General features: G+C 59.1%; 11 protein-coding genes and 2 pseudogenes. 5 read left to right on the top strand and 8 right to left on the bottom strand.

Translation table 11 applies throughout. The features are described from left to right. Nucleotides 1-85: 85 nt before the first annotated feature. Both D3871_RS23275 and tldD read left to right on the top strand, forming a co-directional pair. A pseudogene (locus tag D3871_RS23275) lies at nucleotides 86-921 on the top strand (carbon-nitrogen hydrolase family protein). Nucleotides 922-1,166: 245 nt separating this feature from the next. Beyond that, nucleotides 1,167-2,626, top strand: a pseudogene (gene tldD, locus D3871_RS23270) (metalloprotease TldD). Between the two features lie 71 nt (nucleotides 2,627-2,697). On the opposite strand, the gene D3871_RS23265 reads toward tldD, so the two are convergent. The 8 genes from D3871_RS23265 to D3871_RS23230 all read right to left on the bottom strand — a co-directional run bounded on the left by D3871_RS23265 (nucleotide 2,698) and on the right by D3871_RS23230 (nucleotide 12,821). Further along, nucleotides 2,698-3,111, bottom strand: a complete 414-nt coding sequence (locus tag D3871_RS23265; RefSeq protein WP_119770111.1) for a hypothetical protein — start codon at nucleotides 3,109-3,111, stop codon at nucleotides 2,698-2,700. A gap of 131 nt (nucleotides 3,112-3,242) precedes the next feature. Then, complete coding sequence (locus D3871_RS23260; protein ID WP_119771383.1) at nucleotides 3,243-3,425, bottom strand: 4-oxalocrotonate tautomerase; 183 nt, start codon at nucleotides 3,423-3,425, stop codon at nucleotides 3,243-3,245. 139 nt (nucleotides 3,426-3,564) lie between these two features. Further along, on the bottom strand, nucleotides 3,565-4,656 hold the full coding sequence (locus tag D3871_RS23255) for a porin (protein WP_119771382.1): 1,092 nt from the start codon (nucleotides 4,654-4,656) through the stop codon (nucleotides 3,565-3,567). A gap of 85 nt (nucleotides 4,657-4,741) precedes the next feature. Next, nucleotides 4,742-6,091: a guanine deaminase gene (guaD, locus tag D3871_RS23250; RefSeq protein WP_119771381.1), complete on the bottom strand. Its 1,350-nt coding sequence runs from the start codon at nucleotides 6,089-6,091 to the stop codon at nucleotides 4,742-4,744. Nucleotides 6,092-6,188: 97 nt separating this feature from the next. Next, nucleotides 6,189-7,238 (bottom strand): xanthine dehydrogenase accessory protein XdhC, encoded by a 1,050-nt coding sequence (gene xdhC / locus D3871_RS23245; RefSeq protein ID WP_119771521.1) that lies wholly within the window; start codon nucleotides 7,236-7,238, stop codon nucleotides 6,189-6,191. 22 nt (nucleotides 7,239-7,260) lie between these two features. Beyond that, complete coding sequence (xdhB, locus tag D3871_RS23240; RefSeq protein ID WP_119771380.1) at nucleotides 7,261-9,621, bottom strand: xanthine dehydrogenase molybdopterin binding subunit; 2,361 nt, start codon at nucleotides 9,619-9,621, stop codon at nucleotides 7,261-7,263. 16 nt (nucleotides 9,622-9,637) lie between these two features. Beyond that, the gene (xdhA, locus tag D3871_RS23235; protein WP_119771379.1) at nucleotides 9,638-11,107 is read right to left on the bottom strand and encodes a xanthine dehydrogenase small subunit; all 1,470 of its coding nucleotides are present in this window, start codon (nucleotides 11,105-11,107) and stop codon (nucleotides 9,638-9,640) included. Between the two features lie 412 nt (nucleotides 11,108-11,519). After that, on the bottom strand, nucleotides 11,520-12,821 hold the full coding sequence (locus tag D3871_RS23230; RefSeq protein ID WP_119771378.1) for an NCS2 family permease: 1,302 nt from the start codon (nucleotides 12,819-12,821) through the stop codon (nucleotides 11,520-11,522). 468 nt (nucleotides 12,822-13,289) lie between these two features. Here D3871_RS23230 and D3871_RS23225 point away from each other — a divergent pair, with 468 nt between their 5' ends. The 3 genes from D3871_RS23225 to D3871_RS23215 are packed head-to-tail and all read left to right on the top strand — an operon-like array spanning nucleotide 13,290 to nucleotide 16,790. Beyond that, the gene (locus D3871_RS23225; RefSeq protein ID WP_119771377.1) at nucleotides 13,290-14,822 is read left to right on the top strand and encodes an ABC transporter ATP-binding protein; all 1,533 of its coding nucleotides are present in this window, start codon (nucleotides 13,290-13,292) and stop codon (nucleotides 14,820-14,822) included. Then, nucleotides 14,815-15,876, top strand: a complete 1,062-nt coding sequence (locus D3871_RS23220; protein ID WP_119771376.1) for an ABC transporter permease — start codon at nucleotides 14,815-14,817, stop codon at nucleotides 15,874-15,876. Before D3871_RS23225 ends, D3871_RS23220 begins: the two co-directional genes overlap by 8 nt. Continuing rightward, nucleotides 15,876-16,790 carry an ABC transporter permease gene (locus D3871_RS23215; RefSeq protein WP_119771375.1) on the top strand — a complete coding sequence of 305 codons (915 nt, stop codon included), beginning with the start codon at nucleotides 15,876-15,878 and terminating at the stop codon, nucleotides 16,788-16,790. The genes D3871_RS23220 and D3871_RS23215 overlap by 1 nt, the downstream gene beginning before the upstream one ends. The last annotated feature ends 210 nt before the right edge of the window (nucleotides 16,791-17,000 follow it).

Raw genomic sequence — 17,000 nt, 5'->3', positions numbered from 1 at the left:
GGTCCGTGGAAGGATCCGTTAGTCACCAAGCTGCTGCGCAAGCCCGCTGAAACCACTGGCGAGGCCAACAATCGTTTCGGAACGAATGGTTAAGCTTAAACGCTTAAGGAGACGCAATGACGCAATCCGTAAAGATCGCCGCTATCCAGATGGTCTCCACACCCGTGGGGAACAAAACCTGGCCAGCGCCAGCCGCCTGGTTGCCGAGGCGGCGCAGCAAGGCGCGCAATTCATCCTGTTGCCCGAGTATTGGCCGGTAATGGGAATGAAAGATAGCGACAAGCTGCTCCACGCCGAACCGGACAGCGGCGGACCGATACAGCACGCCATGGCGCAACTCGCACAGGAACACCGCATCTGGCTGGTCGGCGGCACCTTGCCGATGGTTGCCGCCGAAGACAACAAGGTGCTTAACACCCTGATGTGTACAACCCGCAGGGCGAACGCGTCAGCCGCTACGACAAGATCCATCTGTTCAGCTTTACCAAAGACGAAGAATCTTACGATGAAGCGCGCACCATCGTGCATGGCGAGCGTGTGATAGCGTTCGATGCGCCCTTCGGCAAGGTCGGCCTTTCGGTTTGTTACGACCTGCGTTTCCCCGAGTTGTACCGTGCGATGGGCGATTGCGCGTTGATCGTCATGCCAGCTGCGTTTACCTACACTACCGGGCGCGCGCACTGGGAAATCCTGCTGCGCGCGCGGGCCGTCGAAAACCAGTGCTACGTACTGGCGGCTGCGCAAGGCGGCATACATCCGAATGGACGCCGCACCTGGGGCCACAGCATGCTGGTCGACCCTTGGGGCGAGGTCAAGGACGTGCTGCCCGAAGGCGAGGGCGTGGTGATCGGCGAACTCGATCCAGCCCGTTTACAGCGCGTGCGCGAAAGCCTTCCCGCGTTGCGGCACCGCAGGCTTTAATACCAATCCTGATCCATAACGTGACATGAAATCGCGTCTTTTTCTGGGGGCGCCGAGCCGCCTGCCTGCGTTGCACTCGTCGTCAATAGCCCGCTATTGACTCCTCCTGCGCCTTGCCAGTCGAAAAAATCCATCGATTTCATTTGTCGCGTTGTGGATCAGGATTGGTATAAGCCAGCGCGCGTGCGGATGCTCTACAATCTGATTTCGATTCCAGCCAGCGCTTGCGCGCAGAGACCCTTACCATGAAGCTATTCGAACCCAATCTGCAATCCCTTGCCATCGCGCGCGACGTCCTGTTGACGCCGTTCGGTCTGGATGAAGCCAAGCTGACCAGAACGCTGGACGCGATTTTACCCATCGCGTCGATTACGCAGACCTGTATTTCCAGTTCACAAAGAATGAAGGCTGGAGCCTGGAAGAAGGCATCGTCAAGACCGGCAGCTTTTCGATAGACCAGGGCGTCGGCGTGCGTGCCGTGTCGGGCGACAAGACGGCATTCTCTTATTCCGATGAAATTTCCGAAAGCGCGCTGCTGGATGCAGCCGCCGCGACGCGCACCATCGCGCGGCAGGGCGCCGGCAAGGTCAAGGTAGCATCGTCGGTCCAGCCGGTAGGAGGTCGTTCGCTCTATCTTCCGCATGATCCGCTGTCCTCGCTCGACGCCACGCAAAAGGTGCAGCTGCTGGAAAAGATCGAGCGCATCGCACGCGCCAAGGACCCGCGCGTGTGCAGGTCATGGCGGGGCTGGCCGGCGAATACGATGTGGTGCTGGTCATGCGCAGCGACGGCGTGCTGGCTGCTGATATCCGTCCGCTGGTGCGCATTTCGGTGACCGTGATTGCCGAACAGAATGGCCGTCGTGAAGTCGGGTTCCAGCGGCGGCGGCGGGCGTTACGACTTCGGCTATTTCACCGACGAACTGATCGAGAAATACGCCAGCGATGCGGTGGCTACCGCGCTCGTCAACCTGGATGCGCGTCCCGCACCGGCCGGTCCGATGACCGTGGTGCTTGGTCCTGGATGGCCGGGCGTGTTACTGCATGAGGCGATCGGGCATGGACTGGAAGGCGACTTCAACCGCAAGGGATCGAGCACCTTCTCCGGCCGTATCGGTGAACGGGTTGCGGCCAAGGGAGTCACCGTGGTGGATGACGGTACCATCAGCAACCGTCGCGGTTCGCTCAATGTCGACGATGAAGGCAATCCTACCCAGTGCACCACGCTGATCGAGGATGGCATCCTCAAAGGCTATATCCAGGACACCATGAATGCGCGTCTGATGAACATGCCGGTGACCGGCAATGCGCGGCGCGAATCATATGCCCACCTGCCGATGCCCCGCATGACCAATACCTACATGCTTGCCGGCGACAAGGACCCCCAGGAAATCATTGCGTCGGTCAAGAACGGCTTGTATGCAGTGAATTTCGGCGGCGGGCAAGTCGATATCACGAACGGCAAGTTCGTGTTCTCGGCCAGCGAGGCTTACATGATCGAGGATGGCAAGGTGACTTATCCGGTCAAGGGCGCGACCCTGATCGGCAATGGCCCCGACGTGCTCAATCGGGTATCGCTGATCGGCAACGACATGTCACTCGACAGCGGCATCGGCGTGTGCGGCAAGGAAGGTCAAAGCGTGCCGGTCGGTGTCGGCCAGCCGACGCTGCGCATCGATGGCATGACGGTAGGCGGTACGGCCTGAGCAATGGCTGGTTTGCAGGTGGCCGGATCTTCGCTTATCCGGCCAATTCGCTGACGGGGTGCAACAGATATTCAGCGCCGCAGTGCCGCGCGTTCTCCGTGTCCGTGATGGTGGCGGTTGCCGCCGTGGTGATCACCGTAATTGCGATGGCCGTGATAATGGTGATGATGCGGCCGCGGTTGCTGTTGGTAGTAAATCACTGGCGGCGGGCTACCCTGATAGACCGGTGCAGGCGCTTCGTAATAAGTGGGTGCCGGATGGTAATACACCGGTGGCGATGGAAACGCCGAAGGCGGCGCGCCGTAGATATATTGCTGCGGCTGCTGGTAGACGACTACGCCGGGCTGCGTATAGACCGGTGTTCCTACCGAGACCGACCATTGGACATTGCCGCCGGCATGGGCCGGGGTACTAAAGGCCAGCAAGGCGGTGATTGCAACAGTGGCAATACCGATGACGCTGGTGATAGAAATGCGCTTTTTCATGCCTGACTCCTTTGTCTACTTATATTAAAGGACAAAGTGTTGCCGCCTGCCGGGATTCTTTGTAACAGCATTATTTATGCTAGTCCTGGTTGCATGTATGCATCAGGCGGCTGCAGGCTTCTACTAACGGATTAATCGCACCACAGTTTGCCGCCGGTAGCCCAATCTTCCTTCTTCACATCCTGAAAAACGATATCGACCGATTCCGGCTTGCATTGCAGGGTGGCAGCTGCTGCCTCGGTGACCGCTTTTGCGAAAGCGCGCTTCTGTTCAACGGTACGTCCTTCAAACATTTGCACATTGATTGTCGGCATAAACCTTCCTTCCAGATTGAATTGTATGGTGATCGAAACGGCATTGCCGCGGCGGCTATTCAACCATACTTTGGGTCGTAATTGGAAAGATTGACGGGATGGACGCAGCATGCGCCCATCCCGTATTGATGGCGTAGCGTTAGAAGCGATGGCGCACGCCAACCGCAAAGCTGTTACCGCTTTCGCGGCTGGTGATGCGGTCGTTCATATAGATCGCATACAGGTCGGTCCGCTTGGACAGATCATAGTCGTAACCGACCGCGGTGGTATTGCGTTTCTGGTCCGCGCCGAATGCCACGCCGCTGCGCTTGGTCTGTGCCCATGCAAGCTGCACCTTGCCGCGACCAGCCGGCACGGTTGCGCCCAGCGACAGCGTATCGTCGTCCAGATCGATGTTGTGTGAAGTCTGACCGTAGGTCGCGTACACCTTGGCGACGCTGAAGTCATAAGTGCCGCCCACCATCCATGCAGTCTGGCGTGCAGCAAATGCGCCTGTCGCCAGCGGGATGTTTCCTCCGGGTTGAACATTGCCGGCCGGTGCATTGAGCGGATTGTTGATTTCAACGTTATGGTAGAACGCGGTCAAGGCCAGGGGGCCCGCGAAATACAGTGCATTGATACCGATGTTGTTGCGGCCATTGTTGCCGGCAATCTCGCCGAACTGATAATGGAGGTTTGCCTTCAAGCCGCCGAAACTGGGAGTCTGATAGCGGATGGAGTTGCTCCAGCCGGTATCGCCGACGATGGAGTTGGTCCAGCCCGAAGCATTGAAGAGCGGCACATCCGCGTGCAGAATCAGCGGCGATAAACTATACGAATCGCCGAACGGGTTGAACAGGATGGTCGGCAGAAAATGCGGTGCCAACTCGCGTCCGAGCGATATCGCGCCAAAGTCGCCCGACAGTCCCACGTTGGCATCGCGCGAGAACAGCGTGTCGCCAGGGAAGCGGCCTTGTACGCCGGTGTCGGCCTGAATGAAGCTGGTCAGCAGGAAGTTGGCCTTCAGGCCGCCGCCCAAGTCTTCCGAACCCTTGAATCCGAACCACGAAGTCGTCATGCCGCCGCTGTTGACCACCGAGCGCGAACGGGCATCGCCCGCATTGCGGATCGAGCCGGCGTAGACATCGACCAGGCCGCTGAACGTGACACTGGTCTGTGCGCTCGCCGGAATCGCGAACGCGCTACCCAACGCGGTGGCAAGCAGCATCTTTTTTAGTTTGTTGTATTGCATGAAGTCTCCTCTAGTGGTGTTGTGTGATGCAAGTGATAAATGCGAATCCGAATCTCAGGCTGAATGTCTTATGCCTGTTGTTGCTTCATGCACTGACCGGCTCCGTCTCGGCCAGTTGCCGTCCGCGTGCGTGCACCAGCCTGCCGCCACTGTAGGTTGCCGCTACCGTGCGGTCATCGCCAAGCAGGGCCAGCGCGAACAGCAATTCTTCCAGGCTTTCGGTGCGCGTGGAGCGGCGCGCGAGCAGAGGAGTCGCATGCGGATCGAGCACCACGAAATCCGCTTCGACGCCAGGCGCGAAATTGCCGATTGTGCCTTCGAGCTGCATGCTGCGCGCATTGCCCAGCGTCGCCATATAGAACATCCGCAAGGCCGGCAGATAAGTGCCGCCCATGCGCGCGACCTTGTATACCTCATTCATGGTCTGCAGCATGGAAAAGGAAGTGCCGCCGCCCACATCGGTGGCGAGCGACAGCGGCACCTGCGCCGCGTCGGCGCGTGCGAAATCGAACAGCCCGCTGCCGAGGAACAGGTTCGAGGTCGGGCAGATCGAGGCAGCGGATTGTGTTTCGCGCATGCGGGCGCGGTCATGGTCGTCGAGCCAGATGCAATGCGCATACATCGCGCGCGGACGCATCATGCCGTAGTGATCGTAGACATCGAGGTAGCTGCGTGCACTTGGAAACAGCGACTTGACCCAGGCCACTTCATCGGTGTTTTCCGCGACGTGGGTTTGCAGAAAGGTATCCGAATAGGTTTGCGCCAGCTCGCCTGCCAGCTGCAGCTGCGCTTCGGTCGACGTGGGCGCAAAACGCGGCGTGATCGCATACAGCTGGCGACCGCGCTTGTGCCATTTTCGGATCAGTTCTTCACTGTCGCGTGCGCCGCCTTCGGCCGTATCGCTGAGGAAGTCAGGACAGTTGCGATCCATCATGATCTTGCCGGCGACCATGCGCAGCTGGCGCTTTTCACTTTCGGTAAAGAAGGCATTGACCGACGACGGATGCACCGTGCAATAAACCATGGCGGTCGTCGTCCCGCAGCGTAGCAGTTCATCCAGAAAGAAGCTGGCCACTTCGGCAGCGTGCCCTTCGTCCGCGAACTTGCGCTCGGTCGGGAAGGTATAGGTTTCCAGCCATGGCAGCAGCCCGGGCGCGGGCGACGCGATCATGTCGGTCTGCGGGTAATGAATATGCGTGTCGATGAAACCTGGAACGATCAGCTTGCCCCGGTAGTCGTTGATCTGTACGCCCTCGGGCAGGGTGCCGCGCAACTGCGCATAGTCACCGGCAGCATAGACGCGGCCTTCGGCGATCACCAGCAAGCCGTCTTCATGCCAGTGATAGGCATTGTCGTTAAATGCGGGGTCGGCGGTGAAATGCAGGATACTCGCACGATAGGCCTGGCAGTTGGGTGTTGTGTTGTTGGAGGTCATGGCGTTCTTCTTTCTGGTGCAGCGTGTCGCCGCGAATAGCTACTGTGTTATTGGCCGAGCGGGGTACGCATGAAGAGCAGGAATAGAATGCAGCGCCTCATGCAAAAAGGCGGCGTTCCGGCAGCGCTTGTTGCGCGCACTCTTCCGCTTCCCATACCTGCAGCAGTTGTGCGCATACCGATGCTGCGATGACAGCCGGTTGCTTGCCCGTGATGCCGGGCACACCGATCGGACATACCATGCCGGCAATGCGCTCCTGCGGTATGCCGCGGTCGCGCAACCGGTGCTCGAACTGCATGCGCTTGGTCTTGGAGCCGATCAGCCCGAACCATCCGGCGTCGGAACGGCGCAGGATGGCTTCGGACAAACGCTGATCGAGCGCATGCGAATGCGTCAGTACCAGATAAGTCGAGCCCGATGGCACTTCATCGACCACCGCTTCCGGCATATCGGTAGCCTCGATCCTCACATTTGCCGGCACGACGGCGGGGAACATGTCTTCGCGCTCATCGACCCAGGTTACGTGACAGGGCATGTCCGCCAGGCTACGCACGATCGCTGCGCCCACATGTCCGGCGCCAAACAATACGAGATGCGGACGATAAGCCAGGCAAGGATCGATCAGCCAGCGATGGCCCGCGCCGTCCTTCATGACATGGCAGGGGCGTTCCTGATCAATCTCGACTGGCAGGGCAGGCATGAGTCCGGCAAGGCAATTGCCTGCGTCATCGATTAATGCGTTGGACGCGACTCCGTCGAGCGGGATCAGACGCCAGCAATCCTGGCGATCCGACCAATGCTTCTCCAGCATCGCATAGTACGTAGCGTCGTCCGGCATGATTCGTTCAAACGACAGATGCACGACGCCGCCGCAGCATTGCCCCAGGCTTGGACCCAATGCAAAGCGTCCGACGCGTCTTACCGCTGCCGGGACGGTTACCGGCAGGGCTAGCATTTCGCGCGCGATTTCGCATGCCCGCATTTCGAGATGGCCGCCGCCTATCGTGTCGGACTGGCCATCCCTGGTGACGAGCATCTTCGCGCCGGGTTCGCGCGGACCGGAGCCTTCGACCACGGCCACGGTCACCAGCACCGCTGGCATTGCCTCGCTCAGGGAAGCGTTGATTGCCGAAAGCCAGTTGCTCATGAGGGTTCCCGCATTTGCCATCCTATGCGCCGACCGCTTGCGCGGCCTGCACAGCTTCTACCGCATTCAGGATCGCTTCGCTGGTGGCCGGCGCGTTGAGCGGTGGATTGACCTTGTAGTCGCCGACGCTGGCGACCGCATCGCGGATCGCAAAGAACACCGAGAACGGCAGCAGCAGCGGCGGTTCGCCCACGGCCTTGGACCGATGGATGCTGTCCGAGACATTGCGGTTATTGAACAGGCGCACATCAAAGTGTTCCGGACAATCCGAGATTCCCGGAATCTTGTAAGTGGACGGCGCATGCGTCATCAACTTGCCGGCCTTGTTCCACCACAGTTCTTCGGTAGTCAGCCAGCCCATGCCCTGAATGAATGCGCCTTCCACCTGGCCGATGTCGATAGCCGGGTTGAGTGATTTCCCGGCATCGTACAGGGCGTCGGCGCGTAAGAGTTTCCATTCGCCGGTCAGTGTGTCGACCACGACTTCGGACACCGCCGCACCATAGGCAAAATAAAAGAAAGGGTTGCCCGACATGTTGGCCGCGTCCCAATGCAAACCGGGGGTCGCGTAGAAACCGTCCGACCATAACTGCACGCGGGCGTTGTATGCCTTGCGTACCAGCGACTCGAAGGCTTCGACATTGCCGTCGATATAGACCTTGTTGTCGGCGAAGCTGATCGTCGATGCATCGACCCCGAAGGTCTGCGCAGCGAACGCGGTCAGCCGGTCGCGGATCTGGCGCGCCGCATCCTGCGCAGCCTTGCCGTTGAGGTCGGCGCCGGTGGAGGCGGCAGTCGCCGAGGTATTGGCGACCTTGCTGGTATCGGTCGCCGACACGCGCACCTGCGACAGGTCCAGTCCCAACTCATGCGCGACCACTTGCGCGACCTTGGTGTTGATGCCCTGGCCCATCTCGGTGCCGCCATGGTTGACCAGTACCGAACCATCCACGTACACATGCACCAGCGCACCGGCCTGGTTAAGGTGGGTCAGGTTGAAGGCGATGCCGAATTTCACTGGCGTGATCGCCAGCCCCTTCTTCAATACCGGGCTGGCGGCATTAAACGCGCGCACTTCTTCGCGGCGCTGGCGATACGCGCTGGTGGTTTCCAGTTCCGCCACCAGTTCATGGATCACGTTGTCGACCACCTTCTGGCCATACTGGGTGACATTGCGGCCTTCGGCGTCGTTGCGGCCGTAGAAGTTGACCTTGCGCACATCGAGCTGGTCCTTGCCCAGGTTGCGCGCGATTTCATCGATCACGTATTCGATCGCAATCGCGCCTTGCGGACCGCCGAAGCCGCGAAACGCGGTGTTGGACTGGGTATTGGTCTTGCCGCACATCGCCACAATGTCCACATCCGACAGGTAATAGGCATTGTCGAAGTGGCATACCGCGCGGGTCGCCACCGGACCTGACAAGTCAGCCGAATAACCGGCGCGCGACACCATCTCGACCTTGGCCGCCACAATGCGGCCTTCGTCGTCGTAACCCACCTCGTATTCATAATAGAAACAGTGACGCTTGCCGGTCACCATCATGTCGTCGTCGCGGTCGGCGCGCAGCTTGACCGGGCGCTTGAGCAACGCCGCGCTGATCGCGGCCGCCGATGCCCACAAGGCCGATTGCGATTCCTTGCCGCCGAAGCCGCCACCCATGCGCCGGCATTCGACCACCACATGATGCGAATGCAGACCCAGCGCATGCGCGACCACATGCTGCATTTCCGACGGATGCTGGGTCGAGCAATACACCAGCATGCCGCGATCTTCCTTCGGGATCGCATACGAAATCTGGCCTTCCAGGTAAAACTGTTCTTGCCCGCCGACATACAGTTCGCCCTTGACCTTGTGCGGCGCGCGTTCAAGCGCCTGCCGGCAATTGCCGCGTGCCAGATGCATCGGCGGCAACACGAAGGATTGTGCTTTCCTGGCGTCCTGCGGCGTCAGAATGGCTGGCAACTCTTCATAGTCGACCTTGGCCAGGCGCGCGGCGCGGCGTGCATTATCATGCGTATCGGCAATCACCACGAACAGCGGCTGGCCAACATACTGCACCAGGCCATCGGCCAGGATCGGGTCGTCATGGATGATCGGGCCGCAATCATTGGTGCCCGGAATATCCTTGGCGGTATACACGGCGACCACGCCGATGGATGCCTTCACTTCCTTCAGATCCATGCCGTGCACCCGCGCATGCGCCTTGTGCGACAAGCCAAGCGCGGCATGCAAGGTGCCCTGGATTTCCGGGATGTCATCGGTATAGGTGGCTTCGCCCAGTACATGCAGCACCGCCGATTCATGCGGGCGCTGTTTGCCGACCTCGGTCCAGTTCGCGGTCGCAGCCTGTTGCTGGAGAAATGCTTCGCTCTGTGTATTCATCGTCGTCTCTCTTGGCTTAGGCGCAGGCGAAGGCATTGACCGCGGCCGGCGCCAGCGGCGCATCGGTGCGCGTTTCGTACCAGAAGCGCTGCAACAGGTTTTGCGCGGTTTTCATGCGGTAGTCGCTGCTGGCACGCATGTCGGTCAGCGGCGTGTAGTCCTGCGTCAGTTGCTGCATTGCCTCCCGCAGCGCTGTCTCATTCCATGCGCGCCCGAGCAATGCCGCTTCCGCCTTCGGTGCACGGCGCGAAGTCGCCGCCATGCCGCCGAAGGCAATGCGCGCTTCGCGCACGATCTCGCCATCGAGCGTGATCGCAAATGCGGCGCAGACGGCGGAGATATCCTGGTCGAAGCGTTTTGCCAGCTTGTAAGTGCGGAAGTGGCGGTTTTGTTGCGGCAGCGGGACGCGCACTGCCTGGACGAATTCGCCGGGGCGCAGATCCTTCTTTTGATAATCGAGATAGAACTCCTCGAGCGCCATGGTGCGCTGGCCAGCGGGGCCGTTGAGCACGATGTCGCTGCCCAAGGCGATCAGCCATGGTGCGGAATCGCCGATCGGCGAGCCGTTGGCGACATTGCCGCCCAGCGTGCCGGCATTGCGGATCGGCAGCGACGCAAAGCGTTGCCACAGTTCCGACAACTCTTGCGGATAGTGCTGGCAGACCGCCGCATAGGCATCAGTGAGCGACACGGCCGCGCCGATGTCCAGCATGCCGTCCTGCCCGGACAGCGATTGCAGTTCCTTGACCTGATTGATATAGATGATGTCGCCCAGGTTGCGCATTTGCTTGGTGACCCACAGCCCGATATCGGTGGAGCCGGAGAGCAGGGTGGCCTCCGGTTTTTCGGCGCGAATCCGGATCAGCTGTTCCAGCGTGAGGGGAATATGGAAGGACTGGCCGTCGTGCGTATAGCTCAGCATGTCGTTGCGCTGGATGGCCTGCAAGGCAGTGGCCAGCGCATCCCGGTCGAACTGCGCCTTCGGCAATTCCAGCATGCGATGCGCGGCATCGATGATGGGGCGATAGCCGGTGCAGCGGCACAGGTTGCCGGACAGGGTATCGTCGATGTCCTTGCGCTGCGGCGCGCAGGGCTTGTCTTCCTGTTTCAGGTACAGGCTCCACAAGGACATCACAAAGCCGGGGGTACAAAAGCCGCACTGGGAGCCATGGCACTCGACCATGGCTTGCTGTACCGGATGCAGTTCACCGTCCGGTTGCTTCAGGTCTTCCACCGTGAACAAGGCCTTGCCATCGAGGGTGGGGAGGAACTGGATGCAGGAATTGACCGATTTCAGTTCAACGGTATCGCCCTTGAGTTCGCCGATGACCACGGTGCAGGCGCCGCAGTCGCCTTCGGCGCAGCCTTCCTTGGTGCCGGTGCAGTGCAGGTCTTCGCGCACATGCTGCAGGATGGTCTGGGTGGGCGCTGCATACGCGACAGTTTGAACTTCGCCGCGGTAATAAAAACGTATGGGTTGGGACATGCTTTCTCCGCCTCTGGTATTTTATGCTGATTTAATGCTTACATTGTGACGTTAGGTTAGCACCCGCTCGTTCTCAAGCTATATCGCAAATCTGATGTTGACTATCCGAAAGTCTGGATACGAACAATTTTCTGCTTTTCATGCGATAGAACTTCATCCGTACGGCCCGATCACAACGTGCAATACATCCTATACAAGCTTTCATCATGCAAGATTGTCTATGCCGAATCAGTCCGGAAATCCGATAATCGATATAAGGGATTGCTTATAAAGCATCGCGCCATCGAGCATGCTGTACTCAAATCGACGACTGTCGAGCCAAAAAAATGGCCCGAACATTCGGACCATTTTATTCGCGCGTGATCAGCACGCTCGGCATGTCATGTAATCAGTCATCGGTCATCAAGTTGGCTCATTCGGACCCAAGATACACATAGCGGAACACAAAAATCGCCGCAATGATCCACACGATAGCCCGTACTTCCTTCGCGCGCCCCGTAAAGAGCTTGAGTCCAGCATAGGAAATAAATCCGAATGCCACACCATTGGCAATCGAATAAGTAAACGGCATCAGCAGCGCGGTGATAACGGCGGGAACGCTTTCGGTCGTGTCATCCCAATCGATATCGACAAGTTCACGCAGCATCAGGCAAGACACATAGAACAGCGCCGGTGCGGTGGCATAGGCCGGGACCGCGCCGGCCAGCGGGGCGATGAACAGGCAGGCAAGGAAGAGCGCCGCGACGGCAACCGCAGTCAAACCGGTACGGCCGCCCGCTTGCACGCCGGCTGCGCTTTCGATGTACGCCGTCGTGCTCGACGTGCCGAGGAAGGAACCGGCGACGATCGCGGTACTGTCCGCCATCAAGGCCTTTCTGAGCCTGTCCATCTTGCCTGCCTTGAGCAGGCCGGCGCGATTGGCCACGCCCATCAATGTGCCGGTCGCATCGAATAATTCAACCAGGAAGAACACCAGCACGACATTCAGAATGCCGATCGACAGAATGCTGGAGATGTCCAGCTTGAACAGCGTCGGCTCGATCGACGGAGGTGCGGAAAAGACGCCGACGAACTTGTTGTCGGCAAAGAAGAAACTGAGGATGGTGACGCCGACGATGCCGATCAGGATCGAACCTTTGATCTTGAGCCGGTCAAGTGCCACGATCAGGAAGAAACCGATGATCGCCATGATGGGCGGAGCGGCATGCAGGTTGCCCAGCGTGATATACGTTGCCGGATGCGCGGTAATGATGCCGGCATTCTTGAGCGAGATGATCGCCAGGAACAGGCCGATGCCGGCCGTGATCGCGGTGCGGATCGAATGGGGAATCCCGTTGACGATCATTTCCCGTATGCCCAGCATGCTGATGATCAGGAACAGGACGCCCGAGATGCAGACCGCGCCCAGCGCGGCCTGCCAGGTATACCCCATGCCCATCACAACGCTATAGGCGAAGTAGGCATTCAAGCCCATGCCGGGCGCCAGCGCGATCGGATAATTCGCATACAGACCCATGACCAGCGTGCCGATCGCCGCCGCCACGCAGGTTGCGACGAATACCGCATCTTTCGGCATTCCGGCGTCGCCCAGGATGGAGGGGTTCACGAAAATAATATAGGCCATTGTCAGGAAGGTGGTCAGGCCGGCCAGCAATTCCGTTCTGACGTCCGTTCCCTGTTCCTTCAGCTTAAAGACCCGCTCCATCAAACTCATCTGTGTTCTCCTCTATATGTTGTGATGCGTGGCTTGGCGAACAACATCAGGTACTGACGCATCCTGTTACGCCTTATTGAGCCGCGTGCAGTAATGTCCTACAGAAAGCAAGCTTATGGATATCGGCCCTCGAATATGTTGCATATGAGATCGAGCATAAGGAAAGGCGCGACCGTTATGTATTCGGTTCGGATTTCCGTCTGGTTCGATTTCTGCTAAATGCGCTGGCGCATCGCTTTTCCGCAATATCGGTAGTACTCAGCAGGATGGTGCGGCGTTCCTTCCATTCTTCCAGGTATACGCGCGTACAGACAAATTCTGACAACCCTATATCCCCGTTTCTATATTGCCCATACAGATGACACTATATTTACTGCAAAATTTTCCTGTAATTTTCGTCAATAACAAGAATATTGATAAGAGAGCCACTACCATATCGGTTTCGGTAGCTCGCAAGAAGAGTGAGACATGGACACCCGCCTAAGCCTTAGCAGGATCACCAAGAAGTATCCTTCCGTGGTCGCGAACGATGGCGTCGACCTGAACGTTTTGCCAGGGGAAATTCATTCCATCCTGGGCGAGAACGGCGCCGGCAAGTCGACCCTCATGAAGATCATTTACGGATCGGTCAAGCCCGATGCCGGCCAGGTTTACTGGAACGGCAAGGAAGTTAATATCGCCAACCCCGCCGAGGCGCGCAAGCTCGGCATTGCCATGGTATTCCAGCATTTTTCACTGTTCGATACGCTGACGGTGACGGAAAACATTGCGCTGGGACTGCCCAAGGACACCAATCTGGAAGAATTGAGCAAGCGCATCGAGTCGACCGCTCGTCAGTACGGACTCGACCTGGAACCGCAGCGCCATGTGCATACGCTGTCGGTAGGCGAATGTCAGCGCGTCGAAATCGTTCGCGCCTTGCTCGCCAAACCGCAACTGCTGATTCTGGACGAGCCGACCTCGGTCCTGACGCCGCAGGCGGTCGAACGATTGTTCGAAACGCTGCGCAAGCTGGCGGCAGAAGGCTGCAGCATCCTTTATATCAGCCACAAGCTCGACGAAATCCGCGCACTGTGCCACAAATGCACGGTGATGCGAGCAGGGAAAGTGACCGGCATTTGCGATCCATCCAAGGAAACCGCTTCCAGCCTGTCGCGCATGATGATCGGTTCCGAGCCGCCCGCGATCAAGTCGGTCGATCGCCTGCCCGGCGAAAAGATGCTGTCGCTGCGCAACCTGTCGCTGGAAAAAAGCCATCCTTTCGGCACCACGCTTGCCGATATCAACCTCGATGTGCATGCGGGCGAGATCGTCGGCGTCGCGGGCGTATCGGGAAATGGTCAGCAGGAATTGCTGGCGGCCCTGTCCGGCGAAGATCCGCGTGCCGCGCCCGGCATGATCGTGCTCAAGGGCGAAGCGATCGGCCGCCTGAATGCTGCGCGCCGGCGCCGGCGCGGGCTGGGCTTCGTCCCGGAAGAGCGTCTGGGACGCGGCGCCGTGCCCGACCTGTCGCTCGCACAAAATATTCTGTTGTCGCACCAGAACGACACAACCATAGGCAAGGGCTTGATCCGCTTCGGTGCGATCACCCAGCTTGCGTCGTCCATCATCAGCCGCTTCAAGGTCAAGGCACCGGGGCCGCATGCGACTGCCGGCAGCCTGTCGGGTGGCAACCTGCAGAAATATATCGTCGGACGCGAAGTCATGCGCAATCCAACCGTGCTGATCGTCGCCCAGCCGACCTGGGGTGTCGATGTCGGCGCCGCTGCGCAGATCCGTGCGGAACTGGTAGCGCTGCGCGATGCCGGCTGCGCGCTGCTGGTGGTATCGGAAGAGCTTGATGAACTGTTCGAAATTTCGGACCGGCTGGTCGTGATCGCAAAAGGCCGGGTGTCGCCATCGATCAAGCGCGCGCATGCGACGGTGGATCTGATCGGTCAATGGATGAGTGGCCTGTGGGACAGCGTTCCCCCGGTACGGCAGGAGGTAGCCAATGCTTAAGATGGAAAAGCGGCCGAGTCCCTCGGTAGCGATGTCATGGCTGTCGCCGGTATTCGCGGTGCTGCTGACAGTGATATGCGGTGCGATCCTGTTTGTCGCATTGGGCAAGAATCCGGTTACCGGGCTATCGGTCTTCCTGCTGGAGCCGATCAAGGACTTGCAGGGCTGGTCGGAAGTCGGCGTGAAAGTGGCTCCTCTGCTATTGATTGCGGTCGGCTTGTCGATCTGCTTCCGCTCAAATGTGTTCAATATCGGTGCCGAAGGACAATTGGTGGTCGGTGCGATTGCAGGCGGTGCCGCAGGTCTGTATTTCGACCAGGGAGAGGGCGGCGGTGCATTGATGATTGCGGTTGTACTGCTGGCCGGCATGGCGGGCGGCATGGCATGGGCGTCAATCACTGCTTTCCTGCGCGACCGCTTCAATGCCAATGAAATCCTGGTATCGCTGATGCTGGTCTATGTCGCGCAACTCTTGCTGAGCCTGCTGGTGCATGGGCCGCTGCGCGATCCGGAGGGATTCAACTTCCCGCAGTCGCGCATGCTGTCCGAAGGTTTTCTGCTGCCTATCATCCTCGATCAGACCCGCCTGCATTTCGGCATCGTGATGGCGCTGCTTGCATCCAGCCTCGGGTGGGTATTCCTCAGCCGCAGCTTTGCCGGTTATCGGCTGCAGGTCGGTGGCATGGCGCCGGCAGCCGCGCGTTATGCAGGCTTCTCGTCGCGCAAGGCCTTGTGGACATCGATGCTGCTATGCGGTGCGCTGGCCGGACTCGCAGGCACGGCGGAAGTGCTCGGTCCGATTGGACAACTTACGCCGACGGTTTCTCCCGGCTATGGATTCGCGGCGATCATCGTGGCATATGTAGGCCGACTTCATCCGATTGGCGTGGTGTTTTCCAGCTTCATCATGGCCTTGTTCTATATCGGCGGCGAACTGTCGCAGTCGCGGCTGGGTATGCCCAATGCAATTACCGGCGTGTTCCAGGGCATCCTGCTGTTTTCGCTGCTGGCATGTGACGTGCTGATCCACTACAAATTGAGCTGGAGAAAATAATGGAAGCAATCGCTCCCCTGATCGCCGCATCGATCAATGCCGGTACGCCGCTGATGCTGGCAGCGCTCGGCCTGCTGATCAATGAAAAATCCGGCGTGGTCAATCTCGGCGCGGAAGGCATGATGCTGGTTGCCGCCGTGATCGGTTTTGCCGTGGCCGTCAATACCGACAGCGTCGCGGTCGGCTTTGTCGCCGGCGCCGCGGCAGGCATGCTGATGGCGGCCTTCTTTTCGCTGCTGACCGTATGGCTGGGCACCAACCAGTATGCGACCGGGCTCGCCTTGTCGCTGTTCGGCGGCGGCGCGTCGGCCTACATCGGCATCAACTATGTCGGCCGCAGTCTTGAAAACCCCAAGTTCGCAGTGCCCTTGCTGTCCGACATCCCGTTCATCGGTACCGCGTTGTTCCGCCAGCATCCGATGGTCTACCTGTCGCTGCTGCTATGCGGCGGCATTATCTGGTTCCTTTACCGTTCGCGCGCCGGACTGGTATTGCGTGCAGTCGGCGAGTCGCCGTCTTCCGCTCATGCGCTGGGTTACAGCGTGCGCCGTATCCGGCTTGCCGCCTTGCTGTTCGGCGGCGCATGCTGCGGTCTGGCCGGCGCCTTCCTGTCGCTGGTCTATACGCCGCTGTGGGTCGAAGGCATGGTCGCCGGACGTGGATGGATTGCGCTGGCGCTCACCACTTTTGCTACCTGGCGGCCGGCGCGCGTACTGATCGGCGCTTATCTGTTCGGCGGCGTTACGATCATGACTTTCCATGCGCAGGGACTGGGCGTATCGATCGATTCGCAATTGCTGTCGATGCTGCCTTATCTCGCCACGATCGTCGTGCTGGTGCTGATATCGACCAACGCCAACTGGATCAAGCTCAACATGCCGGCCTCGCTGGGCAAGAATTTCAATCCAAACTGAATTACGTTCCATCGTGTTCGTTAGCCCGGCGTAAGCCGAGCTGGATTGTTCCGCGCCAACATGCTGAAAGAAAACTTGGGATAATGACAGCGATATGAATACTATTAATGTATACATATAATCCTGTCCAACTAGTTGACCATAATGCAATCAGCATTTGTACGGTAGGTGCAATCTAGCTTCGCAAAGGATTGCAAAGGATTTGGACAT

Origin of the sequence: Noviherbaspirillum saxi (assembly GCF_003591035.1) — a bacterium.
Lineage (GTDB): Bacteria > Pseudomonadota > Gammaproteobacteria > Burkholderiales > Burkholderiaceae_D > Noviherbaspirillum > Noviherbaspirillum saxi.
The sequence above is the reverse complement of the archived record's forward strand: the minus strand, read 5'-3'. Positions and strand labels throughout refer to the sequence as shown.